The sequence below is a fragment of the Streptomyces sp. NPDC001315 genome (assembly GCF_042896175.1).
GTDB lineage: Bacteria > Actinomycetota > Actinomycetes > Streptomycetales > Streptomycetaceae > Streptomyces.
The window spans coordinates 40,886-63,248 of record NZ_JBIAWZ010000011.1 but is presented as its reverse complement, the minus strand read 5'-3'; the positions used below and the strand labels follow the sequence as shown (position 1 = coordinate 63,248).

Genomic DNA, 22,363 nt, shown 5'->3' with positions numbered 1-22,363 from the left:
GTCATGCGGGCAGCCGGGGTACGGCGGCCAACAAGCCTTGTGTGTACGGGTGTCGGGGATCGGCCAGGACGGATGCGGCCGAGCCCTGTTCGACGGCCAGGCCGTCCTTCATCACCAGGACGTCGGTACACAGATGCCGTACGACGCCGATGTCGTGCGAGACGAGCAGCAGCGTCAGCCCGTGCGCGTCGGCAAGTTCGTTTAGGAGGGCTAGGATCTGGGCGCGTACGGAGACGTCGAGGGCGCTCAGCGGTTCGTCCCCGACGAGGACCTTCGGCCCGGGGGCGAGCGCCCGCGCGATGGCGATGCGCTGCCGCTGCCCGCCGGAGAACTCGTGCGGGTAGCGACCGCGCACGGACGGGTCCAGGCCTACGGCGCGCAGCAGTTCGTCCACCCGGTCGTCGTGGTCGCCGGGCAGCCGCAGGCACTCCAGCGGTTCGGCGACGATGTCGCGCACGGTGGCACGCGGGTCAAGGGAACCCATCGGGTCCTGGAGGACGATCTGCACCTCGCGGCGGAACCAGGTCAGCCGGCGGGGCGCACCCGGCCGTACCTCCCGGTCCCGGTAGTGCACAGTTCCGGAATCAGGCGTGTCCAGGGCCAGCAGGAGCCTGGCGAGGGTCGACTTTCCGGAGCCGGACTCCCCCACGATCCCGAGGCTCCTGCCTTCCGTCAGCTCCAGCGACACATCCCGTACGGCGTGACGGTGGACGGCCGGTGCGAGCAGCGAGGTGCGCGGCAGCCGGAAACTGCGGCTCAGGCCGGTTCCCCTGAGCAGCGATGTCATAGGGCGACCTCCTTAGAGCCCGTTGCACGGGCGGCTTCCACGAGCCGCCGCGTATACGGGTGTCGGGGTGTTCGTACGACCGTGTCGGTGACGCCTTCCTCGACGAGCCGCCCCTCCTTGAGTACGGCGGCTCGTGGGCACACCTGGGCGACCACGGCGAGGTCGTGGCTGATGAACAGCAGTGACGTGCCGTGCTGTTGGACGAGGTCGTCCAACAGCTTCAGCATGTCGGCCTGGACGGTGACGTCGAGCGCGGTGGTGGGTTCGTCGGCGATGAGCAGCGCGGGGCGGGTCGCGAGTGCCATGGCCAGGCCGACGCGCTGGCGTTGCCCGCCGGAGAGCTGGTGCGGCCAGGCACGTACGACGAGTTCGGGGTCGGGCAGTCCGACCTGTTCGGCGACCTCGACGGCGGCGGCCGCGGCCCGGCGCCGGTTCAGGCCGCGGTGCAGCCGCAGGGGCTCGGCGAGTTGCTTCCCGATGCGCATCAGCGGGTTGAGCGCGCTCATCGGTTCCTGGAAGACCATCGCCATGTTCTCGCCGCGCAGCCTGGACAGCTCCCGGTCGCCGAGGCGGAGGAGTTCCTGTCCGCCGAGGCGGATGCTGCCGGTGGCCTCGGCGCCGTCGGGGAGGAGTCCCATGACGGCGAGGGCGGTGAGCGACTTGCCGGAGCCGGACTCGCCGATCAGCGCGAGCCGTTCGCCGGAAGCCACCGCCAGGCTCACTTCGTCGACCACTGTCGTGCCGCCGATCCGCACGCTCAGGTCGGTGATCGTCAACAGGCTCACGCCGCCTCCCGAACCCGCAGGCGCGCGTCCGTGGCCTCGCGCAGACCGTCTCCGAGCAGGTTGAAGCCGAGCACGGAGGCGGCGACGGCGAGGCCTGGCCAGATGACGAGCAGCGGGCGCGCGGCGATGTACTGCTGCTGCTCCTGCAGCATGCGCCCCCAGGAGACCGCGGGCGCAGGAGCGCCGAACCCGAGGAACGACAGCGCGGCCTCGGCGAGCACCGCGACGGACAGCACGAGCGAGAGCTGCACGATGAGCGTGGGCGCGATGTTCGGCAGCAGGTGTCTGCGGACGGTGCGCCAGGTTCCGGATCCGGCGGCGTGGGCGGCCAGGACGTAGTCGGTGCCCAGGACACGCCCCGCCTCGGCGCGGGCTATCCGGGCCAGGTTGACGCCCGCTCCGACGCCGATCGCAGTGACCACGGTCCAGGTGGAGCCGCCGTACACCGCGGTGAGGATCATGGCGATCAGCAGGACGGGGAACGCGATCAGCACGTCCGTGAACTGGACGACGGCGGCACCGATCCAGCGCGGGCCGAGGACGGCCGCGAGTGCCAGGGCGAGCCCGACGAAGGCCGCGACGGCCGTCGCGAGCAGGGCGGTCCGCAGGGTGCTGCGGGCTCCGGTGAGCAACTGGCTGAGTTCGTCGCGGCCCAGCTTGTCGGTGCCGAGGACGTGGCCGCCGGAGAACGGCAGGAGCCAGCCGTCCTGTGGCCGGACGAGTGTGGGGTCGTACGGCGTCCAGACGAGGGAGACCAGGGCGGACAGCACGAGCAGACCGACGAGGGCGGAGCCGACGAGGCCGCTGCGGCTGCCGAGCAGTGCCCGGACGACGAGGGGGACTTTCATACGGCGCTCCGGAGCCTCGGATCGATCAGCCGGTGGGCGAGGTCCACGAGGAACCCGATGACCAGCACCGCGCCGGTGAGCAGCAGGATCTCGCCCTGCACCTTGTCCAGGTCCCGGTTGCCGACGTCCGTGATCAGCATCTGGCCGACCCCGGGGAGCACGAACACCTGCTCCACGACGACCGCGCCCGCGATCAGTGCGGCGATCTGCAGTCCGAGCACCGACACCACCGGTACGGCCGCGTTGCGCAGCCCGTGCCGTACCAGCGCTCCGGTGCGGGTGTGCCCCTTGGCCCGGGCGGTGCGCAGCCAGTCCTGATGCAGGACGTCCAGTACGGCGGACCGTACGAACCGCAGCAGTACGGCGCCCTCGGCGAGGGCCAGGGTCAGCCAGGGCAGGACGAGGCTGCGCAGCGCCTGCCCCGGCTCGTCCCAGCCGTCGACGGGGAACCCCTGTGCGGGCAGCCACCGGACCTGGACGGCGAACACCACGACGAGCAGGAGTCCGACCCACAGGGTGGGCAGCGCGGTGCCGAGCTGCCCGAGGGCGTTGACCGCGCCGCCGAGCCGCGAGTCCCGGCGCACGGCAGCGAGGATACCCAGGGGCACGGCGAAGGCGAGGGCGAACACGACGGCGCCCACGGTCAGTGGACCGGTCACGGCGAACTTCTCGGCGAGTTGCCCGGACACCGACGTACCGTCGAGGACCGACCGCCCGAAGTCACCGGTCACCACTCCCCCGATCCAGCTGCCGTACTGCGCGACGAGCGGCCGGTCCAGCCCCAGGTCGTGGCGTACGGCCGCGACCTGGGCCGGCGTGGCCTTGATACCGCCGATCGTCTGGGCGACGTCTCCGGGCAGGAGCCGCAGCACCAGGAAGATCAGCACGCTGGCAGCGAACAGGGACACCAACAGGAGCCCTGCCCGACGCAGCAGATAGAGCGTCATGCCGGGCTCACTTCTTCGCCACGGCGAGGTCCGCGAGGGAGTAGTGGTTGCTGGTGAAGCTGCGCGGCACGCCGGTGACGCCGCTGCGGACGACGGTGAGGGTCTGGCTGACGAACAGCCAGTCGGCGGCGGCGTCCTCGGAGACCTGCCTGGCCGCCTTCTTCAGCAGAGTGTCGCGCTGGGAGTCGCTCGACGCGGTCTGTGCTGCGTCGTACCACTTCTGGACGTCGGCGTTGTCGTAGCCGAAGTAGTAGTCGGGGTTGGCGAAGTTGTACAGATCGCGGGCCTCGGCGTGGTCGACAAGGCTGAGCTGGAAGTCGTGCTTGGTGTAGACGGCGTCGAGCCAGGACTGGAACTCCACCTGCCGGACGGTGAGTCGGATGCCGACCAGCCCCAGCTGGGAGGCGAGGTAGTCGCCGATCTCGGTCGGGTAGATGTTGGGAATCTTGACGGTGAGCTTCAGGCCGTCGCCGTAACCCGCCTGCTTCAGCAGCTTCTTGGCGCTGTCCGGGTTGTACGCGTCGATCGAGGTGATGTGGTGGCGAGGCTCGGCTCGACTTTGTTGTCCTCGTCGCGGGTCAGCAGACCCTGGTAGATGTTGTCGAGCAGGATCTGGTCGAGCGCCGCGCCCGCTGTCGAGGCGATGTCGAGGCTCGTCGGCTCCAGCACGAGGCGTACGTCGACGGTGGCGCCGGTGTCGATCTCGGTCGGCTCGGCGGCCTGGCTGGTCTGTCCGGCGTTCGCCGGGTCGTCGGCCGAGCCGGTGCCGCAGGCGGTGGCGGCCAGGCCGACGAGTGCTGCGGTGGCGGCGAGCCGGGCGGCGGTGCTGCGGCGCATGGCGGATCGTGCTCCTTGGCTGTCGGCGGTGCGTGGTTCGCAGAGGTTGTCGGTGCTCATGCGGCGGCCGCTCTCAGGCCGGTCTCGAGGTCGGCGATGAGGTCGTCGACGCCTTCGAGGCCTACGGAGAGCCGCACCAGGCCCGGGGTCACACCGGCCGCCGCCTGCTGACCGGCGTCGAGTTGGGCGTGGGTGGTGGAGGCGGGATGGATGACCAGGCTGCGTACGTCGCCGATGTTCGCGAGATGGCTGAACAGCCGCACGCCTTCGACGAAGCGGCGACCGGCTTCCAGTCCGTCGGCGAGTTCGAAGGCGAGGACAGCTCCGGCGCCGCGCGGCAGGTACCGCTTGGCCTGGGTCACCCAGGGACTGGACGGCAGTCCCGCATAGTGGACTCGGTCGACCTGTGGCTGTACCTCCAGCCATGCGGCCAGTGTCTGTGCGTTCGCGACGTGCCGCTCGATGCGCACGCTGAGTGTCTCCAGTCCCTGGAGGAGCAGAAAGCTGTTGAAGGGTGAGACGGCCGGTCCCAGATCCCGGACCAGCCGGGTGCGCAGACGCAGCGCGTAGGCGAGCCCGAGGCCGGAGAAGGAGTCCCAGAAGGACAGCCCGTTGTACGTCGGGTCTGGGCGGGTCAGGCCCGGCCACCGTTCGGGGTCCACCCCGAAGTCGAAGTGGCCGCTGTCGACGACGACCCCGCCGATGCCGGTGCCGTGTCCGGAGAGGAACTTGGTGGTGGAGTGCACGACGATGTCGGCACCGTGCTCCAAGGGGCGCAGCAGGTAGGGCGTGAGCACGGTGTTGTCGATGACGAGCGGGACGCCTGCTTCGTGGGCGATGCGGGCGACGGCCTCGATGTCGAGGACGTTGCCGCGCGGGTTGCCGATGCTCTCGCCGAAGAAGGCCTGGGTGGTCGGGCGTACGGCGGAGTACCAGGCGCCCAGGTCGTCCGGGTCGTCGACGAAGGTGACATCGATGCCGAAGTCGGCGAACGTGTGCTCCAGGAGGGTGCGGGTACCGCCGTAGAGGGAGGACGAGGCGACGATGTGGTCGCCTGCGCGCGCCAGGTTCAGGAGGGCCAGGGCGGTCGCGGCCTGGCCGCTGGCCACCGCCACGGCCGCCGAACCGCCCTCCAGGGCCGCGATGCGCTCCTCGGCCACGGCGGTGGTCGGGTTCGACAGCCGGGTGTACGCGTGCGTGGTGAGGTCGGCGAGTTCGAAGGCCGCGGCGGCGTGCGCGGTGTCGCGGTGTCGCGGTAGACGTAACTGGTGGTCTGGTGGATCGGCACGGCGCGTGCGCCGGTGGTGGGGTCGGGTACGGCGCCCGCGTGGACCTGACGTGTCTCGAAGGCCCAGTCGCTCATCGTCCTTCCCCCTTCGCCAGGACGTCGGCCCACCAGCGTTCGGCGACCCGCGGATGCGAGCGGAGCCAGCCGACCACGGCGTTCTGCCCGAAGGCCGCCAGGAGCGGGTTGTCCGGGTCGTCGGTGACACCACGGCTGCGTGCCGCCAGCTCCGGCGGCAGTTGGAGGGGCTTGACGACCGCGTCGAGGCGCGGGCCGAGGAAGAAGGGGATGGAGTAGCGGTCGACGCCCGGCTGCGGGCTGACAACCCGGTGTCGAGTGGCCTTCAGATAGCCCTGGGTGGCGATCTCCAGCATCTCGCCGATGTTGAACACGAAGGCGTCCGGGACGGGTACGGCGTCGATCCAGCCGCCGTCCTCGCGCTGGACCTGAAGACCGCCGACCTCGTCCTGCTGCAACAGGGCGAGATAGCCGTAGTCCTTGTGGGCGCCCACTCCCTGGTCGGCGTCGGCTGCGGGGCGCGGCGGATAGTGCACGATCTTCACGTGCACGGCAGCCTCGTCGTCGAACCACTGGTCGAAGTAGCCCTCGTCCTGTCCGAGCGCGGCTGCCAGTGCCCGCAGCACCTCCCGGCTCACCCGCAGCGCTTCCGCCTGCCAGCGCAGCACGATGTCGCGCAACTCCGGTAGCGCGGAGGGCCATTGGTTCGGACCGACGAGCCGGAGGTAGTCGGGATCGCCGGGTGCGACGTCCACGGCAGCGCGCTCCGGACCGATGTCGATCTGCTCGCGCCAGTCGGCGCTGCCGGCCGTGTACTCGGTTCCGGTGCGCGTATATCCGCGGAACTGAGGGGAGTTGAGGTTCTCGATCTCCAGCCGCAGTTCTTCCGGAAGGGCGAAGAAGGCGCGGGCCGCGTGCAGGGCCTCGTCCCGTACGGACGCGGGAACGCCATGTCCGGTGGCGTAGAAGAACCCCACTTCGTGGGCGGCGGCGCGGAGTTCGGCCAGGAAGGCGCCGCGATCGGTGCCGGGATCTCGGAAGCGGGAGATGTCGATGACGGGCAGGGCGGTGGGCTGTGCCATGGGTTTCCTTCGCGGCGGCAGCTGACCCGGACATGGCGGCGCGCGTGGCAACGGCCGTACGGGAACGTCCGATTGCCGACAGGGCTGAGGGGTGCGCGCCGAGAGCGGGTCGGGAAAGGGAGGGGCGACGCGAGCCGTTATACGGCGGTCAACGACAGATCTGGTCGAACTGGTCGGCGCGGCGGCTCACCCAGAACGGGTCGAGCAGCACCGTGTGTGCCTGGCCAGTGGTCTCCATGGCCGGATCAAAGCACACGCTCGCAGGTGCGTCCACAGGGTGTCCCGACGGGTGAGACAGCGACCGGGCGAGGCGCCGTCTTCCTTCTTCCGGTGTCGTGCTGGTGCGACCTCACCAACTGTGGTTACCTGACCTCATGACCGTGCTTGTGACCCGCCGCCACGTTGACTACGTGCGTGTCACCACCACGCGTTGTTCCGCCGTGAGCTGACGCCCCCGCTCCGGCATCCGATCCCCCTCTTCACCACCGCGCCGCGGTGTCCTTCGCCCTGCCCTCTTCGGTCGAGGACGGCACAACCGCGGTCCCTTCAGGCACCCCGCACGCCCCGTACAAGGGAGAACCATGAGCCAGCCGATCGACTCCGTCACCGCAGGCCACACCCCCGAGGACGAGCCAGCCGGCCCCGACACCTCGGCCTGGTCGTTCGAGACCAAGCAGATCCACGCCGGCGCCGCACCGGACCCGACGACCGGCGCACGGGCGACGCCGATCTACCAGACGACGTCGTTCGTCTTCCGTGACACCCAGCACGCCGCCGACCTGTTCTCGCTCGCCGAGCCGGGCAACATCTACACCCGTATCCACAACCCGACCCAGGACGTCTTCGAGCAGCGGATCGCCGCGCTCGAAGGCGGGATCGCGGCAGTGGCCCTGGCCTCCGGGCAGGCAGCGGAGACCCTCGCCATCCTGACGCTGGCGAGCGCGGGCGACCACATCGTCTCCAGCACGTCCCTGTACGGCGGCACGTACAACCTGTTCCGCCACACCCTGCCCAAGTTCGGCATCGAGGTGTCCTTCGTCGACGACCCGGACGACGTCGAAGCCTGGCGAGCGGCGATCCGGCCGAACACGAAGGCCCTGTTCGCCGAGACACTCGGCAATCCGCGCGGCAACGTGCTCGACGTACGGGCGGTGGCCGACGTCGCGCACGAGGCGGGTGTCCCACTGATCGTGGACAACACCGTGCCGACCCCGTATCTGCTGCGGCCCATCGAGCACGGCGCCGACATCGTCGTCCACTCCGCGACCAAGTTCCTCGGCGGCCACGGCACCACCATCGCCGGCGTCGTCGTGGACGGCGGCACCTTCGACTTCGGCGCGCACGCCGAGCGCTTCCCCGACTTCAGCGAGCCGGACCCCAGCTACCACGGCCTGCAGTACTGGCCCGCCCTCGGCCCGGGCGCCTTCGCCATCAAACTGCGCGTCCAGCTGCTCCGCGACATCGGGCCCGCCCTCTCCCCGCACTCGGCCTTCCTGCTGCTGCAAGGTGTGGAGACGCTCAGCCTGCGCATCGAACGGCACTCCGCCAACGCCCAGGCCCTGGCCGAATGGCTGGAAGGGCGCGACGAGGTCGCCGCCGTCCACTACCCGGGCCTGGAGTCCAACCGGTGGTACGAGGCGGGGCGGCGCTATCTGCCGCGTGGCGCCGGCGCGATCCTGGCCTTCGAACTGCGGGACGGGGTCGAGGCCGGCAAGCGGTTCGTCGATGCCGTCGAGCTGCTCAGCCATCTCGCCAACATCGGCGACGTACGCAGTCTCATCATCCATCCGGCGTCCACGACCCACAGCCAGCTGGACGACGCGCAGTTGGCGGCGACCGGCACCTCGCCCGGCCTGGTGCGTCTGTCGGTCGGCATCGAGAACCTCGCCGATCTCAAGGCCGATCTGGAGGCAGGCTTCCGCGCGGCGAAGGGCGCGTCCTGAACACCGTACCGACGACCTCCGAGGTCCCCCTCCCGCCGGCCTCCGGGGCCTGGCGGGAGGGGGACGCTCCGGGGCGCCGCCAATGGCACGTCCGGGAGAAACCGCTGCCGTTGGAGGCGGGAGGTGAACTGCCCGGAGTGCGGCTGGCGTTCGAGACCTGGGGACGGCTCGCACCGGACCGCTCCAATGCCGTACTGGTGCTCCACGCGCTCACCGGCGACAGCCATGTCGCCGGACCGGCCGAACCCGGTCACCCCACCCCCGGCTGGTGGGACGGGCTCATCGGGCCTGCTCTGGCCTTGGACACGGACCGCTGGTTCGTCGTCGCTCCCAATGTGCTGGGCGGCTGTCAGGGCAGTACCGGACCGTCCTCGACGCGTCCCGACGGACGGTACTGGGGAGGCGCCTTCCCCGCTCTGACACAGCGCGACCAGGTCGCCGCGGAAGCCGGCCTGGCCGACGCACTCGGCATCGACCGCTGGGCCCTGGTGATCGGCGGCTCCATGGGCGGAATGCGCGCCGTGGAGTGGGCCGTGTCGTATCCGGACCGCACGGGCGCGCTCCTGCTGCTGGCCACCACGGCGGCGGCGAGCGCGGAGCAGATCGCCTGGGCAGGCATTCAGCTCCACGCCATCCGCAGCGACCCGCACTGGCGCGGCGGCGACTACCACGTCACGGGCCGGGGTCCGCACGCGGGACTCGGTCTGGCGCGCCGCCTCGCCCACGTCACCTACCGCAGCGAGCCGGAGTTGCAGGTCCGCTTCGGTCGTACGCCCCAGGGTACGGAGGACCCCTGGAACGGCGGCCGGTACCAGGTCGAGTCCTATCTCGACCACCACGCCGCCAAGCTGGTGCGCCGCTTCGACGCGGGCAGCTATGTCGTGCTGGCGGACGCCATGAACACGCACGACATCGGGCGCGGTCGCGGCGGTACACGCGCCGCCCTGCGCCGCGTGACCGCCAGAACGCTGGTCGCCGGAGTGAGCTCGGACCGCCTGTATCCCCTCGCCCAGCAGGCGGAGCTGGCTGCCGGGATCAACGCAGCGGATCACCTCCGGGTGATCGAATCGCCCTACGGTCACGACGGCTTCCTGATCGAAGTGGAGCAGGTCGCCGCGCTCGTGGGCGAACTCGTCAAATAACGGAGGAAACGGATCACCAGGTAGCGGGCGAGTCCATGCCCGGCGGCGGAGTCGGCGACCGCCTGACGACCGCCAGCGCCTTCGCCTGTCGGCGTTCTTGGTCTGCCGGAACTCGTAGCTCGCGCTCGCCGTAGATCGACAATTCTCTCGGCGTCAAGAGTTCCCTCAGGCGGGATGACCTGCGCAGGCCCAGTAGTTGCAAGAAGAACGAGCAGTGCTGCGAGAGGGAGCGGATATGACCGTCCAAGACGTCGACCGGGTGAGCTTCGTGCAGGAGTGGGAGGAGTGGCACCGGCAGAAGGAAGCGGTGCTGTCCGGCCCGCACGGGTTCCTCGCGATCACCAGCCTCCGCTGGCTGAGCCAGGAGCCCACCCGCTTCGAGGACGCGCCCGGAGCCTGGTCGAGCACCTCCGACGGGATCGTGGTCGAACTCGACGCGGGCGAGGAGATCACCGTCGACGAGCAAGTGGTGCACGGCCGCCACGACTTCGGTGTCCTTCCCGAGCGCAGCAGTGTGTACATCGGCTGGGGCGACGCGGTGATCGAGGTCGCCAAGCGCGGCGGGCACGACATCGTGCGGCCCCGCCACCCCGGCAACCCGCTGCGTACGGCCTTCACAGGCACGCCGGCCTACGAGCCCGACCCGCGCTGGGTCCTCTCCGGCCGCTTCCTGCCCTTCGACTCCCCGCGCCCGGTGACCGTCGGTGCCGCCGTCGAGGGTCTGGAGCATGTCTACGACTCCCCCGGCCAGGTCGAGTTCGAACTGGACGGCACACCGCACCGGCTCACCGCCTTCAACGGCAGGACGCCCGGCGCCCTCATGGTGCTGTTCACCGACAAGACCTCCGGCGTGACCACTTACGCGGCGAACCGCTCCCTCCAGCTCCCCGCCCCCGACGCCGAGGGCAGGGTGACGATCGACTTCAACCGCGCCGCCAACCTGCCCTGCGCCTACACGGACCTGGCCACCTGCCCACTGCCTCCGACCGAGAACCGGCTGCCGGTCGCGATCGAGACGGGCGAGAGGATCCCGCTGGAGCGCGGCGGACGACCCTGACGGGACGCGCGTCTCCTGGCCCCCCGTCAGCGCCGTCGTCCGCGGCCGTCGGCGGGGGCAGGATGCCGCCGTGGGCGCTGAGCCGGCCATCGACCGGGACGGTCACCACTCCGGGGCCGCGAAGACACCGAGCCGCCCAGCCGATGCGCCCGTCCGTGAGGTGGTCGAGCCGCCGGAAGACCTCCAGCGGTCCGAGCGCATCGCTGTGACCGTCATGTGCGCTGTTGCTCCGAGAGCGTCCTGGTGAAGTGCGTGACGGGGCGCTCCACCCGTTCGCCCTCGAGGGTGATGTCGACCGCCTCGTTGTAGAAGGCGAGGAGCCCCTGGATGGCGCCGACCGCGGGCAGCGGGTCCGGGTAACTCCAGACGAGGTTGGGCGGGACATCGGCCGCACCGCGCCACGACCAGTACTCGGCGGTGCCCTTGTACGGGCAGCCGGTGTGATGGTCGGTGGCTTCGAGCAGGTCGAGGCGGACATCCTCGCGCGGGATGTAGTAGCGGGTGGGCAGGCCGGTCTCGAAGAGCAGGACCGGCCGGTGGGTGTCCGCGACGACCGTGCCGTCGATCTCGACCACGAGGTGACGGCTGCTGGGGATGGCGTCCACCCGCTTGTGCGGGTCACGGGGGTGGATGAAGATCTCTTCCTCCTCCTCGTACCAGTGGTCCAGGCCCCGCCCGACGCGCCGGAACCACTCGAAGGCGATGTGGCCGGCCAGGTCGTCGGCCGGGTAGGTCCAGGCGGCGTTCTCCAGCGACTCGCCGTCGACTTCCACGTCGTAGAAGACCTGCGAGCCGGTGTGCGTGCCGGTCGGTGGGTTCTTCGCGGGACGAAGGAGCTCCTCGCGTACCTCCGCACGCGGGAACGCGTACAGAGGTACGGGAACACCCGGCTCCCAGACGAGGACGGGGTGGCGGCTGTCGACGACCGTGACGTCACCCTTACGGCCGCGCACCCAGCGCTCGCTCGGCTCCCACAGGAGCCCCTCGGGGGTGGTCCGCACGGCCTGTGCGGTGGGGAATGTGGTCATGACCGGCTCTCCTTCGGCTGGCTCACGCGATGACTTCGGCGACGTAAGGGCGGTTCTCCCGCCAGGCCGCGAGCTGCTCGGGACGGCCGAAGACCCGCAGGTACTCCTCTACGTTGCCACTGGCCCGCTCCCACACCGAGACCGGTTCGAAGTCGGAGCCGTCCGGGTCGGCGAAGGCCGGCAACGGTTCCACGACCGTGTCCAGGCTCGGGTGGACGAACACCGCCGAGGAACGCCGGGTCACCGAGCCGCCGGCCACCACACGGTGCCGTCCGGGGCGCAGCCGGCCTTCCGTCCAGTTGGTCAGAAGAGTGCCGGTGAACACCTGGAGGGCGTCGGGCCTGATCGGTACGGGGGTCCAGGTGCCGTCGGGACGCTGACCCTGCAGCCCGGCGTAGTCACCTTCCTGGTGGAGCACGGTGAGCGCGGAGCTGTCGGCGTGTTCCAGGAGGAGGAGCTTCTCCTCGTCCGACGCGCCTTCGTGCGGCCACTTCGGGTAGTTGTTGACGACCACCGTCGTGTAGACGTCGTCGCCGAGCGGGAAGGTCTCCGCGGGCACGTCCAGCACGCGCGCGTACAGGCCGAGGACGCGGCGCGCTACGTCCACGAACGCGTCGTGGTAGCGGTGGGTCGCGGCGCGCAGGCCGGGCTCCTGCGGTGGCCACACGTTGGCGTGTGCGTAGAGGGTGGCGTGCTCCGGGGAGAGCCCGGCGGCCTCGGCCGCGTCCGTGTCGTCGTACTGGGCGATGCTGAATCGTTCGAGTTCCAGGCGGCCGAAGTCGTCGGGCCACTGCCGCCAGCCGCGGTAGGGGTGCCCGGTGGGGCTGGCCAGCTGCTCCTTCTGCTCCAAGGACAGGTCGAGGACGCGGCCGAAGCCGTCGTTGAACCCGGCGATCACCTCGGTGGGGACGCCGTGGTTGACGACCTGGATGATGCCGATGGTCTCGGCGGCGCGGCGCACGGTGTCCAGCAGGCCCTCGGGGGCGTCGTCGGCGAGGGCGGCGGCGAGGTCGATGACGGGGATGTCGTCCGACATGACGGGTACTCCTTCGGTCGTGGGTTCAGGTCAGGGGGCGCAGGACGTCCGCGAGGGCCTGCGGATCGGCGTGGACGGTGACGATGTCGCCGTCGGGTGCCTGGGCTCGGAAGCGGTCGAGGGACACCGCCTCGAGCGGGCCGCCCTCGGTGCGGACGAGCAACGGGGCAGGGACGGCGGCGAGTTGCTCCCAGAGTGTCTCGTCGTCGAGTGCGGTGGGCGCGTCGGCGGGCAGGCTGCCGAGGTGGTGGCGCCAGGACCAGATGCCGTCCGCGGCCTGCTCCGTCTCCAGTTCGGCTGTACGGGCGGCGTCGGTCGCACCGCGCCCTTCCAGCCAGGCCGCCGCGTCGTCGCGGGTGGCGAACTCGGGACTGGGCGTGGGCCACAGCCGCAGGCCCGGTGACAGCGTGCCGGGCAGTGCGTCGACGAGGACGAGGCGTCCGGTGCTGTGCGGGAACTTCGCCTTCAGGGCGATCGCGGCCAGCGCGCCGAACCCGACCCCTACGACAGGCACGCCTCCCGGCGCGAAGGAGCGGACGGTCTCCTCCAGCGTGCCGGCCAGTCGTCGGGGACGGTAGTCGCCCCGGCCGCGCCTGCTGGAGCGGCCGTGGCCGGGCAGGTCCAGGGCGACGGCGGGCCGGTCCAGGGCCAGCAGGACGTCGTCCCATGCACGGGCGCTGGAACCGGCGTCATGCAGTAGGACGATGGTGGGCTTGTGCGTGTGCCAGAAGACGCCGCCGACGTGACCGCCGGTGGCCACGGTCACCCAACGGCGCTGGATGACGGGGGCGTCCGGCAGGTCGGCGAACTCCTCGGCGGCGGTGCTCGTGGTCGTGGTCATGAGGGCTCCCGGTGCTCGGGCGGTTATCGGGTCACAAGGGATCGGCCACGCTCAGCGCGGCGGTGGCCGGAATCCCGGCCGGCAGGTCGGAAGGGTCGAGATGGCAGCGCACGACATGGCCCGCGCCCAGGTCGCGTTCCGGCGGCGGTACGTCCTCGCACAGCCCGGCGATCCGGCGGGTGCAGCGGTCGGCGAAGCGACAGCCGTTCGGTCGTGGCGGGCCGTTGTCCGGTGCTTCGGGCGGGCTCGCCGCCACCGGGCGCGAAGCGGCCTCGACGAGCAGGGCCGTGTACGGATGCGACGGACCGCCCAGCACGTCGGCCGCGGGCCCCTCCTCGACGATCGCGCCGCGGTACATGACGGCGATCCGGTCGGCGAGATAGCCGACGACCGCGAGGTCGTGCGAGATGAAGAGGTACGACGTCCCCGTACGGTCCCGCTGGTCGGCCAGCACCTCCAGCACCGCCGCCTGCACGCTGACGTCCAGGGCGGACACGGGTTCGTCGCAGATGACCAGGTCCGGCCGTCCCGCGAAGCTGCGGGCGATGGAGACGCGCTGTTTCTGCCCGCCGGACAGCTGGGTGGGGTGGCGATCGAGGAGGTCGGCGTCGATGCGGGTGCGGTCCAGGAGAGCGTCGAGGGACGTACCCGAGGGATCTCCGAGGGCGGCGAGCGCTCTCCTCAGGACGGTGCGCACGGTGTGGCTGGGGTTGAGGGAGGCGTCCGGGTTCTGGAAGACCATCTGGATGCGCGGGCGCAGGCGCGCGTCGCGCCGGGCGAGGCGCGCGGGCAGTGGTTCGCCGCGCAGCCGTAGGGTTCCCTCGCCGTCGGGGGCGAGACCCGCGATGGCACGGGCGAGGGTGGTCTTGCCGCTGCCCGACTCACCCACCAGGCCCAGGACTTCACCCTCGTGGATGGTCAGATCGACGTGGTCGACCGCGACGGTGTGCCCGAACTGCCGCACAAGACCCTGCACTTCGACAAGGGCGGCAGGCGTTTCTCTCGACCGTTCGCTCCCCGCCGGCGTGCCGACCCCGACCGTGGCCTCCCCCGGGTGCAGGCAGCGCACCGCCCGCCCCGGCACGGCCTCCGCGTCCAGCGCGGGTTCGGCTGCCCGGCAGGCGCCCTCGGCCAGCGCGCAGCGGGGTGCGAAGGCGCAGCCGGTCGTGGTCTCGCCCGGCAGCGGCAGCCGACCGGGCAGAGGCCGCAGGGGGCGCTCGTGCCGCCTGACGCCGAGCACCGGCACGGCGGCCAGGAGGCCCGCGGTGTACGGGTGGGCGGGGGCGGCCAGGACCTCGCCCACCCGCCCGGTCTCGACGAGGCGGCCCGCATACAGCACGCCCAGGCGGTCGCACATGCGGCCGATCAGGCCGAGGTCGTGGCTGACGAAGACCACCGCGGCGTTCAGCCGGCCGCGCAACTCCTCGAGCAGGCCCAGTACTTCGTGCTCGACCGAGGCGTCGAGCCCCGTCGTCGGCTCGTCGAGGATCAGCAGGCTCGGCTGTACCGCGAGCGCGGCGGCGATCACCACACGTTGCTGCTGCCCTCCGGACAACTGGTGCGGGTAGCGGTGCACGAGCCGCTCCGGCTCGGGCAGCCGCACCGTGCGCAGGAGTTCGACGACGCGCTCGGCACTCTCACGGCGTGACAGACCGCGGCCGCGCAGCACTTCGGCCAGCTGCCTGCCGATCCGCATCGTCGGATCGAGGGATCCCGCCGCGTCCTGGTGCACGAAGGCGAGCCGGGTAGCCCGCCACTCCCGCAACCGCCTTCCGCTGAGGCCCAGTATGTCGGTGCCGTCCAGCCGCACACCGCCGCCGAGTACCCGCCCGCCCGGCGCGAAGTGGCGGGCCAGCGCGTACGCCAGGGTCGACTTGCCGCAGCCCGACTCGCCGACCAGGCCGAAGATCTCGCCGGGGGCGACGGTGAACGACACGTCGTACAGGACCTGGGCGGAGCCGTACGCGGCGCTCAACCCCTCGACGACGAGCCCCTGTTCATCGGTGCTCATTCGGCCGCACCTCCCGCCGCCCGCCGTGAGGTGTCCGCGACCAGGGCCACCCCGACCACCAGGGAGACGATCGCCAGGGCGGGCGCGAGGACCGTCCAGGGCGCGTTGTTCAGCCACACCCGGTTGTCGGCGACGGCCGCACCCCACTCCGGTGAGCCGGGTGGCTGGCCGAGGCCGAGGAAGGAAAGAGTCGCGGCGGCGAACACCGCGTCGCCGAGCCGGGAGGTCGCCTCCACATACACGGTGGAGCGGACGTTGGGCAGGATCTCGCGGCCGAGCAGCGACCACAGGGGCTCACCGCGAAGCCGGGCCGCCTCGACGTACGGCTTCTCCCGCTCGACGAGGGTCGCCGCCCGTACGCTTCGCGCGACCAGCGTGGTGAGAGCGGCCGCGACGACGAGCACGAGCACCAGCGTGGAGTGGCCCAGGAATGCCACGAACAGCACCGCGGCGATGATGGCCGGAAAGACCACGACGGCGTCGACGATCCGCATCACCACATCGTCCAGCCAGCCGCCCACCCCGCCCGTGACCAGCCCGATCACGGTGCCCGCCAGGACGGCCAGCGCGGTCGCGGCCGGTGCCACCTCCAGGACGGGGCGTGCCCCGGCGAGAGTGCGGGAGAACACGTCACGGCCGAACTGGTCGGTGCCCAGCCAGTGTTCGCCGCTCGGCGACAGAAACCGGTCCTGGGGACGCTGTACGTCGGGTGCGTACGGCACCAGGTGCGCCCAGAACAGGGCGACCGCCGTCCACAACACGATCACGGCGGCTCCGACGGCGGAGGCGACCGGCAGCCCGCCCAGTCGTCCCAGCGGCCGCAGGGCGATCGATACGGTGCTCACGCCGCACCTCCGAGCCGTATGCGCGGATCCAGCAACCGGTGGACGAGGTCGGCGAGCAGCACGACCAGCATGTAGAGGGCGCCCAGCACCAGGGCGCTCGCCTGGAGCGTCGGCAAGTCCTTGTCCTGCGCCGACTGCAGCAACAAGGCTCCGGCTCCCGGGTAGTTGAAGAGCAGCTCGACCACCACGATGCCGCCGAGCATGTACTGCAGCTGGACGCCGAGGGCACTGGTGGCCGGCACCGTGGCGTTGCGCAGCACGTGCCGCAGGACGATCCGTGCTGGGCCGTTGCCCCGCAGCCGGGCCGCGCGGACGTAGGGCCCCTCGACGACGGCAACGGTGCTGGCGCGCACGTGCCGGGCGACATAGCCGGTGCACACCAGCACCAGCGAGATCGCCGGCAACAGCAGGTGCCACAGGGTCTGACCCAGGCCGTCGGCCCCGGGCTGGGTCTGCGCGGACGCGGGCAGCCACCGCAACTGCACGGAGAACACCACCAGCAGGACGACCCCGGTCACGAACTCCGGTGTGGCGCCCAGCGCCAGGGTCGTGGAGCTGATCGTCCGGTCCAGCACCCGGCCGTGGTACAGCCCCGCGATCACGCCGAGGGTGAGCGCGACCGGCACCAGCAGCACGAACGCGAACACCGCCAGGAACACCGAGTGCCCCAACCGCTCCAGGAGCAGCCCGCGCACGGGCACATGCAGCGTGTACGACGTGCCCCAGTCGCCGGTGACGAAGTGCCCGAGCCAGCTCCCGTACTGCACCGCAAGCGGCCGGTCGAGGCCGAGTTCGTGGTTGAGAGCGCGCACCGAACCGTCGGAAGCTTCCCGGCCCAGTACCGTACGGGCCACGTCGCCGGGCAGCACCTGGGTGGCGAGGAATACCAGAAGGGAGACCGCGAGCAGCGTCAGCGGGACGGCGGCGAGGCGGCGGAGCAGAAATCGGGTCATGGCTCAGACCCGGGAGACGGTGGTGAAGTCGACATACTGGCTGGGGTGGGCCTGGACGCCCCGGAACTTGCCGCTGTTGTAGGCGCACCAGGGGTGCGCCATGCGAGTCGCTTCTCGCCGAGCGAGGGGCGTCCTGCCTGCCGCGGGGTGATCTTCGCCCCGCGGCAGGCGAGGAACTCACGGATATCGCTCTTGGTTCCACACATGCAGGCCAGGACGCTCGGCCCAGGCGTGGGGGGTCCTGTCGGTACCTGTAACAGCGGTACCTTCCACATGCGCGTGACCTGCGATTTCCTCACTGATGGCCGCGGTGGCGGCCCTTGGAATTGCCCCGATTGCAAACCTTTCGTGAAGTGAAGTGAGGAGTCGCCCCATGACGAAGCAGTCCGCACCCAAGGAGCTGGCCGCGATCGCGCCGAAGCTCGTGGAGGTCACCGACGACGTGCTGTTCGGTGACGTGTGGGAGCGGCCGGAGCTGTCGCCCCGGGACCGCAGCCTGATCACGGTCAGTGTGCTGGCAGCGCTCTACCGCACCGAACAGCTCGGCTACCACCTGAGCAAGGCACTGGAGAACGGGCTGAGCGTCGAGGAGCTGTCCGAGGCGATCACCCACCTCGCGTTCTACGCAGGCTGGCCCAACGCCATGACCGCGATCACCCAGCTCAAGAAGATCGCCGACGACCAGTCGGCCGCCTGAATACGCGGATTTGCACGAGATACAAGGAGCACCACCCCATGGAACTGTTGACCAAGCAGCCGACGATGAAGCTTCCCGAGCAGTGGTTCACCGGCGACGCGTGGGCCGATGTCATCTACCGCGGCGAGGAACCCTCGCGGGCACGCGCGAACGCGGTGCGCTTCGCGCCCGGCGCCCGTACCGCCTGGCACTCCCATGGTCTGGGCCAGGCCCTCTACATCGTCGAGGGCATCGCCCTGATCCAGTCACGCGGCGGCGAGATCCTCGAAGCCCACCCCGGTGACACGATCTGGACCCCGGCCGGTGAGGAGCATTGGCATGGTGCCGCCCCGGACCACTTCATGACGCACATCGCGCTGTGGGAGAGCGACGAGGTCGACTGGCTCGACCATGTCAGCGACGCCGAGTACGGCGGGCCGCGCACCAGCACCCGTCGCTGACCGGCTCCCGTTCCGAACCGTCTGCAGGAAAACGTCATTCTGCGCGGAGCCGATCTCTGCTGTCCCGGGAAGGCGCGCTTCGAGGAGCGCGCCTTTTGCCGGAGATCGTCAACCCGACGGCGTCACCCAGCGGTGAGTCCCGTAAACCGTGGTCAGCTGGTCGAGGAGTGTCCCGTGGCGTCGGCTTCTTGGGTGGCAGCCCAGGAAGCGAGGAGGCGCAGTCCCTCTTCGGAAGGCGAGCCGGGTTCGGCGGTGTAGATGGTGAGTGTGAGGCCGGGTTCGGCAGCCATTTCGAGGCCCTCGAAAGCGAGGGTGAGCTCTCCGACGACCTGGTGGTGGAAGCGTTTGGTGCCGGTGCCGTGGTGGCGGACGTTGTGGGCGCCCCAGCGGGTGCGGAACTCGTCGCTGCGGGTGCACAGCTCGCCGACGAGGTCGTGGAGGTCCTTGTCGTGGGGGTTGCGGCCGGCTTCGGTGCGCAGGATCGCCACCGCGACGTCGGCGAAGGTGTCCCAGTCGGGGTAGAAGGTGCGGGACGTGGGGTCGAGGAAGTTGAAGCGGGCGAGGTTCGCCTGGTTGTGCGGCGAGGCGTACACGTCGGCGTAGAAGGCACGCGCGAGCTGGTTGGCGGCGAGGACGTCCATGCGGCCGTTGCGGACGAAGGCCGGCCCGGCGGTGATGGCGTCCAAGGTCCATTGCAGGCTGCGGTGGGGTGTCCACTGGCGGGTGGTGCGACGCCGGGGGCGGGTGAGGGCGTCGGAGCCGTCTGCGGCGTGCGCGAGGTTGAGCAGGTGGGCGCGTTCGGCGTCGTCGAGCTTGAGTGCGCGGGCGACTGCTTCGAGGACGGCCGGGGAGACGCCGGCGAGGTTCCCGCGTTCGAGTTTGGCGTAGTACTCGACGCTCATGTCGGCGAGGGCTGCGACTTCGCTCCTGCGCAGTCCGGGCACGCGTCGTCGGCTGCCGGAAGGCAGGCCCGCCTGCTCCGGGGTGATCTTTGCGCGGCGCGAGGTGAGGAACTCGCGGACCTCTTCACGGTTGTCCACGCCTTCGACGGTACGTCCCGAGCGCAGTCACAGGGATGTACTGCCAGTACACCCCTTGACGGTGACTCGATGCGCGCGAGAGAAGCCGGTTACCTGGAATCCGCGGCGGTTTCCCACCGGCTATGAAATCGGTGGCCGGGCCGGCCCCGCGTCGATGTCAGGGGGTTCGCCGTACGTACTCGGTCTGCACCTGCACTCGGCGACTGCCGGCCCACCCCACCGGTACTGCCTCAGCACACGAAGGAGCCCCTGATGCACGGAGCAGTGATCCACGCCCCCGGCGACGTAACCCATGCCCGAGCGATGTGACGGACCACGCCATGCCCTCCACACACCGAGGGACTCTGCTCCGTGCCACCCCGGCGGCCACTCTGCTGCTGGCGCTGACCGCCTGTTCCGGTGATTCCTCCGACGCCTCCGTCTCGCCGTCCGCGCCCGCCTCGTCGACAGCGCGGCAGGAGACACCGGCCGCCAGCACCCCGTCCCGCTCCGACAGGACCTCTGCCATGGACATCCGTGTCACCCTCGACGGCCGCCCCGTCGACGCGACATCGAACGACAGCCCCGCCGCCCGCGACCTCGCCACTCTCCTCCCGCTCACCCTGGACCTGGAGGACTTCCACGGGACGGAGCGCATCGGCTACCCGCCCCGCAGACTCACCACCGACGGCGCGCCTGCCCCGGTCGCGGCCAAGGCCGGCGACATCGCCTACTTCGCGCCGTGGGGCAACCTCGCCCTCTTCTACCAGGACGGCCCCTCCGCCTCCCCGGACCTCCTCATCCTCGGCCACATCGACGCGGCCCCCGATCAGCTGGCCCGGGCCGAGCGGATCACCATCGAGCCCGCCTCCTGAACACCCCGCTACTCGTACGGAAAGAAGTCTTTGATGTCCCCAGCAGCCGGATCCGCCACCGGCAAGCTGCCCTTCGTCGTCTGGGTACTCGCAGCCGGCACGTTCCTGATGGGAACCACCGAGTTCGTCATCGCGGGACTCCTGCCGGAGATCGCCGGCGATCTCGGCGTCAGCGTCTCGCACGCCGGACTGCTGATCACCGCCTTCGCCGTCGGCATGATCGTCGGCGGGCCGACCATGGCCCTGGCCACCCTGCGCCTGCCGCAGCGCCGCACGCTCGTCCTGGCCCTGGTAGTCTTCGCGCTCGGCCATGTCGTCGCCGTACTGAGCACCTCGTTCGCCGTCGTGCTCGCCGCCCGGGCGGTCACGGCACTGGCCACCGGCGCGTTCTGGGCCGTCGGATTCGTCATCGCCACCGCCGCCGCGGGCCCCGCCAACTCGACCCGTGCGGTCGGCGTCATGATGGGCGGTCTGACCCTGGCCAACGTCGTCGGTGTGCCGATCGGCTCGTTCGTCGGGCAGCACACGGGCTGGCGCGGTCCGTTCTGGGCACTGGCCGTGCTGGCTGTCCTGGCCGCCGTGTTCGTCGGGCGCTTCATCCGTCAGATGGAGCAGCGGGGTCAGGTGTCCGTGCGTGCCGAGATTCGTGCGCTGCGGCAGGGCAGGCTGTGGCTGGCGCTCGCCGCCGCGGTGCTGATCATGGGCGGTGTCCTCGCCACGTACACGTACATCACCCCGCTGCTGACCGACCGCGCCGGCATCGCGGCCGGTGTCGTGCCGCTGGTCCTGATCGCTTTCGGTATCGGCGCTCTCGGCGGCACCGCGATCGGCGGCCGTCTGGGTGACTGCTTCCCCATGGCCACGACGATCACGGCCGCCGCCGGGACCGCTGTCACGCTGCTGGTGCTGATCCCGCTGTCGACCAGCCCGGTCGCAGCCGTCGTCCTGGTCTTCCTGATGGCGCTGACCGGGTTCACCGTCAACCCGGTCGTCACCTCGCTCGCCGTCCGCTTCGCCGGCGACTCCCCCACCCTCACCTCCGCCCTGACCACGTCGGCGTACAACACCGGCATCGCGGCCGGCTCCGCGATCGCCGGACGGGCCCTGGGCTCCTCTCTCGGTCTGACCGGCCCGGCCCTGGTCGGTACCGTCTCCGCGGCTCTCACCCTCATTCCGCTCATCGTCCTCGCGCTCAGCGGCACATCCCGCCCGGCACGGATCGTCGCCCAGCACGGCCCCACCAGGGGCCACTCAGAACAGAAGCCGACAGAGGACGCCCGCTGAGTCCCCAACCCAAATCCGCCTCGCACAGATCCTGTTGGGAGCAATCGTCATGAACCGTTCCTAGAGACTGTGCGGGAGCGGGTCCTGCATCCAGGACCGCTGTTGTTCAGCCGCGTGCTCCGAACGGTGTTGGGCACGCTGGTCGCCCGCTTTCGCTCCGCTGCCGGTCGGCACGCATCTGGTGCGTGGTCCGGGGACGCGGGGCGGGGTTCCTCACGCCTACGGGTTCCCGGTTCGGCCTGGGCGGTCCGATGCCCGACACGATCGCTCTGGTCGTGTGGGGGCGGTGCCGTCCGTCGCCTGTTCGGGTGTCCGAGGGCGCGTCGCCCGATCGCGATGCTCGCCGCATCGTGCCGGGAAACCTGTGGGTTACTGCTCGTCAGTGGCTGCTGCCAGTGCTGGGCCCCCACCGGGAGGTGTATGCCGGGTCGACCGCCACGATGGCGATGTCCTGCTCGGCGGCCATCGTTCCGGCCTCGGCCAGAACGCGGTTCTGACGGTCGGTCGACTGCTGATCGGTCGACCCCCACTTGTAGCAGCGGGGGATTGACATCACTGGTGCGTCAATCATCATGATCTTGGTGTTGGTCCTGGGGTGCCGCG

At 70.7% G+C, this 22,363-nt stretch carries 21 protein-coding genes and 2 pseudogenes; 7 read left to right on the top strand and 16 right to left on the bottom strand.

The annotated features are described in order from the left end of the window. Position 1 precedes the first annotated feature (1 nt). From ACFY16_RS27070 to ACFY16_RS27035, 8 genes and pseudogenes are all read right to left on the bottom strand, one after another. The gene (locus tag ACFY16_RS27070) at positions 2-787 is read right to left on the bottom strand and encodes an ATP-binding cassette domain-containing protein (RefSeq protein ID WP_390649787.1); all 786 of its coding nucleotides are present in this window, start codon (positions 785-787) and stop codon (positions 2-4) included. Beyond that, positions 784-1,572 carry an ATP-binding cassette domain-containing protein gene (locus ACFY16_RS27065; RefSeq protein ID WP_390649786.1) on the bottom strand — a complete coding sequence of 263 codons (789 nt, stop codon included), beginning with the start codon at positions 1,570-1,572 and terminating at the stop codon, positions 784-786. Before ACFY16_RS27065 ends, ACFY16_RS27070 begins: the two co-directional genes overlap by 4 nt. After that, the gene (locus ACFY16_RS27060) at positions 1,569-2,420 is read right to left on the bottom strand and encodes an ABC transporter permease (protein ID WP_390649785.1); all 852 of its coding nucleotides are present in this window, start codon (positions 2,418-2,420) and stop codon (positions 1,569-1,571) included. The genes ACFY16_RS27065 and ACFY16_RS27060 overlap by 4 nt, the downstream gene beginning before the upstream one ends. After that, on the bottom strand, positions 2,417-3,367 hold the full coding sequence (locus tag ACFY16_RS27055; RefSeq protein ID WP_390649784.1) for an ABC transporter permease: 951 nt from the start codon (positions 3,365-3,367) through the stop codon (positions 2,417-2,419). Before ACFY16_RS27055 ends, ACFY16_RS27060 begins: the two co-directional genes overlap by 4 nt. Positions 3,368-3,374: 7 nt before the next feature. Further along, positions 3,375-3,857: a hypothetical protein gene (locus ACFY16_RS27050; RefSeq protein WP_390649932.1), complete on the bottom strand. Its 483-nt coding sequence runs from the start codon at positions 3,855-3,857 to the stop codon at positions 3,375-3,377. Further along, entirely contained in the window at positions 3,854-4,204 is a 351-nt protein-coding gene (locus tag ACFY16_RS27045) for a hypothetical protein (protein WP_390649783.1), read from the bottom strand. The genes ACFY16_RS27050 and ACFY16_RS27045 overlap by 4 nt, the downstream gene beginning before the upstream one ends. A gap of 56 nt (positions 4,205-4,260) precedes the next feature. Next, positions 4,261-5,567: pseudogene (locus ACFY16_RS27040) on the bottom strand (O-acetylhomoserine aminocarboxypropyltransferase/cysteine synthase family protein). Continuing rightward, positions 5,564-6,589 carry an isopenicillin N synthase family dioxygenase gene (locus ACFY16_RS27035; protein ID WP_390649782.1) on the bottom strand — a complete coding sequence of 342 codons (1,026 nt, stop codon included), beginning with the start codon at positions 6,587-6,589 and terminating at the stop codon, positions 5,564-5,566. Before ACFY16_RS27035 ends, ACFY16_RS27040 begins: the two are co-directional and overlap by 4 nt. Before the next feature lie 581 nt (positions 6,590-7,170). Here ACFY16_RS27035 and ACFY16_RS27030 point away from each other — a divergent pair. From ACFY16_RS27030 to ACFY16_RS27020, 3 genes are all read left to right on the top strand, one after another. Continuing rightward, positions 7,171-8,532 (top strand): bifunctional o-acetylhomoserine/o-acetylserine sulfhydrylase, encoded by a 1,362-nt coding sequence (locus ACFY16_RS27030; protein ID WP_390649781.1) that lies wholly within the window; start codon positions 7,171-7,173, stop codon positions 8,530-8,532. Next, the gene (locus ACFY16_RS27025; RefSeq protein ID WP_390649931.1) at positions 8,529-9,674 is read left to right on the top strand and encodes a homoserine O-acetyltransferase; all 1,146 of its coding nucleotides are present in this window, start codon (positions 8,529-8,531) and stop codon (positions 9,672-9,674) included. Before ACFY16_RS27030 ends, ACFY16_RS27025 begins: the two co-directional genes overlap by 4 nt. A gap of 235 nt (positions 9,675-9,909) precedes the next feature. Then, positions 9,910-10,731, top strand: coding sequence for a DUF1684 domain-containing protein (locus ACFY16_RS27020; protein WP_390649780.1), 822 nt, complete (start codon positions 9,910-9,912; stop codon positions 10,729-10,731). 212 nt (positions 10,732-10,943) lie between these two features. Here ACFY16_RS27020 and ACFY16_RS27015 read toward each other — a convergent pair whose 3' ends face one another. The 6 genes from ACFY16_RS27015 to ACFY16_RS26990 are packed head-to-tail and all read right to left on the bottom strand — an operon-like array spanning position 10,944 to position 17,445. Continuing rightward, on the bottom strand, positions 10,944-11,759 hold the full coding sequence (locus ACFY16_RS27015; protein WP_390649779.1) for a DUF427 domain-containing protein: 816 nt from the start codon (positions 11,757-11,759) through the stop codon (positions 10,944-10,946). Positions 11,760-11,781: 22 nt separating this feature from the next. Beyond that, positions 11,782-12,795, bottom strand: a complete 1,014-nt coding sequence (locus ACFY16_RS27010) for a 2-oxoglutarate and iron-dependent oxygenase domain-containing protein (protein ID WP_390649778.1) — start codon at positions 12,793-12,795, stop codon at positions 11,782-11,784. Positions 12,796-12,820: 25 nt separating this feature from the next. After that, on the bottom strand, positions 12,821-13,636 hold the full coding sequence (locus tag ACFY16_RS27005) for an alpha/beta fold hydrolase (RefSeq protein WP_390649777.1): 816 nt from the start codon (positions 13,634-13,636) through the stop codon (positions 12,821-12,823). 31 nt (positions 13,637-13,667) lie between these two features. Continuing rightward, positions 13,668-15,647 carry a dipeptide ABC transporter ATP-binding protein gene (locus ACFY16_RS27000; RefSeq protein WP_390649776.1) on the bottom strand — a complete coding sequence of 660 codons (1,980 nt, stop codon included), beginning with the start codon at positions 15,645-15,647 and terminating at the stop codon, positions 13,668-13,670. Beyond that, a complete protein-coding gene (locus ACFY16_RS26995) occupies positions 15,644-16,492 on the bottom strand; it encodes an ABC transporter permease (protein WP_390649775.1) in 849 nt (282 codons plus the stop codon). Before ACFY16_RS26995 ends, ACFY16_RS27000 begins: the two co-directional genes overlap by 4 nt. Further along, positions 16,489-17,445: an ABC transporter permease gene (locus ACFY16_RS26990; RefSeq protein WP_390649774.1), complete on the bottom strand. Its 957-nt coding sequence runs from the start codon at positions 17,443-17,445 to the stop codon at positions 16,489-16,491. The genes ACFY16_RS26995 and ACFY16_RS26990 overlap by 4 nt, the downstream gene beginning before the upstream one ends. A gap of 373 nt (positions 17,446-17,818) precedes the next feature. On the opposite strand from ACFY16_RS26990, the gene ACFY16_RS26985 reads away from it, so the two are divergent. Further along, positions 17,819-18,142, top strand: a complete 324-nt coding sequence (locus ACFY16_RS26985) for a carboxymuconolactone decarboxylase family protein (protein ID WP_390649773.1) — start codon at positions 17,819-17,821, stop codon at positions 18,140-18,142. 38 nt (positions 18,143-18,180) lie between these two features. Further along, positions 18,181-18,582, top strand: a complete 402-nt coding sequence (locus tag ACFY16_RS26980; protein WP_390649772.1) for a cupin domain-containing protein — start codon at positions 18,181-18,183, stop codon at positions 18,580-18,582. A gap of 152 nt (positions 18,583-18,734) precedes the next feature. Here ACFY16_RS26980 and ACFY16_RS26975 read toward each other — a convergent pair whose 3' ends face one another. Further along, the gene (locus tag ACFY16_RS26975; RefSeq protein ID WP_390649771.1) at positions 18,735-19,622 is read right to left on the bottom strand and encodes a helix-turn-helix transcriptional regulator; all 888 of its coding nucleotides are present in this window, start codon (positions 19,620-19,622) and stop codon (positions 18,735-18,737) included. A 320-nt stretch (positions 19,623-19,942) separates the two neighbouring features. On the opposite strand from ACFY16_RS26975, the gene ACFY16_RS26970 reads away from it, so the two are divergent. Together ACFY16_RS26970 and ACFY16_RS26965 are read left to right on the top strand one after the other, a co-directional pair. After that, on the top strand, positions 19,943-20,476 hold the full coding sequence (locus ACFY16_RS26970; protein WP_390649770.1) for a cyclophilin-like fold protein: 534 nt from the start codon (positions 19,943-19,945) through the stop codon (positions 20,474-20,476). 33 nt (positions 20,477-20,509) lie between these two features. Continuing rightward, positions 20,510-21,760 (top strand): MFS transporter, encoded by a 1,251-nt coding sequence (locus ACFY16_RS26965; RefSeq protein ID WP_390649769.1) that lies wholly within the window; start codon positions 20,510-20,512, stop codon positions 21,758-21,760. Positions 21,761-21,820: 60 nt separating this feature from the next. On the opposite strand, the pseudogene ACFY16_RS26960 reads toward ACFY16_RS26965, so the two are convergent. Next, positions 21,821-22,232 (bottom strand): annotated as a pseudogene (locus ACFY16_RS26960) (IS200/IS605 family accessory protein TnpB-related protein); the annotation flags it as partial. Between the last annotated feature and the right edge of the window lie 131 nt (positions 22,233-22,363).

Excerpts from the sequence above, each read along its gene's own strand:
- ACFY16_RS26980 (WP_390649772.1), top strand. The coding sequence starts at position 18,181 with ATGGAACTGTTGACCAAGCAGCCGACGATGAAGCTTCCCGAGCAGTGG.
- ACFY16_RS27020 (WP_390649780.1), top strand. The coding sequence starts at position 9,910 with ATGACCGTCCAAGACGTCGACCGGGTGAGCTTCGTGCAGGAGTGGGAG.
- ACFY16_RS27045 (WP_390649783.1), bottom strand. The coding sequence starts at position 4,204 with ATGCGCCGCAGCACCGCCGCCCGGCTCGCCGCCACCGCAGCACTCGTC.
- ACFY16_RS26970 (WP_390649770.1), top strand. The coding sequence starts at position 19,943 with ATGCCCTCCACACACCGAGGGACTCTGCTCCGTGCCACCCCGGCGGCC.
- ACFY16_RS27035 (WP_390649782.1), bottom strand. The coding sequence starts at position 6,589 with ATGGCACAGCCCACCGCCCTGCCCGTCATCGACATCTCCCGCTTCCGA.
- ACFY16_RS27010 (WP_390649778.1), bottom strand. The coding sequence starts at position 12,795 with ATGTCGGACGACATCCCCGTCATCGACCTCGCCGCCGCCCTCGCCGAC.
- ACFY16_RS27070 (WP_390649787.1), bottom strand. The coding sequence starts at position 787 with ATGACATCGCTGCTCAGGGGAACCGGCCTGAGCCGCAGTTTCCGGCTG.
- ACFY16_RS27030 (WP_390649781.1), top strand. The coding sequence starts at position 7,171 with ATGAGCCAGCCGATCGACTCCGTCACCGCAGGCCACACCCCCGAGGAC.
- ACFY16_RS27000 (WP_390649776.1), bottom strand. The coding sequence starts at position 15,647 with ATGAGCACCGATGAACAGGGGCTCGTCGTCGAGGGGTTGAGCGCCGCG.
- ACFY16_RS27005 (WP_390649777.1), bottom strand. The coding sequence starts at position 13,636 with ATGACCACGACCACGAGCACCGCCGCCGAGGAGTTCGCCGACCTGCCG.
- ACFY16_RS27015 (WP_390649779.1), bottom strand. The coding sequence starts at position 11,759 with ATGACCACATTCCCCACCGCACAGGCCGTGCGGACCACCCCCGAGGGG.
- ACFY16_RS27060 (WP_390649785.1), bottom strand. The coding sequence starts at position 2,420 with ATGAAAGTCCCCCTCGTCGTCCGGGCACTGCTCGGCAGCCGCAGCGGC.
- ACFY16_RS27055 (WP_390649784.1), bottom strand. The coding sequence starts at position 3,367 with ATGACGCTCTATCTGCTGCGTCGGGCAGGGCTCCTGTTGGTGTCCCTG.
- ACFY16_RS26985 (WP_390649773.1), top strand. The coding sequence starts at position 17,819 with ATGACGAAGCAGTCCGCACCCAAGGAGCTGGCCGCGATCGCGCCGAAG.
- ACFY16_RS26965 (WP_390649769.1), top strand. The coding sequence starts at position 20,510 with ATGTCCCCAGCAGCCGGATCCGCCACCGGCAAGCTGCCCTTCGTCGTC.
- ACFY16_RS26990 (WP_390649774.1), bottom strand. The coding sequence starts at position 17,445 with ATGACCCGATTTCTGCTCCGCCGCCTCGCCGCCGTCCCGCTGACGCTG.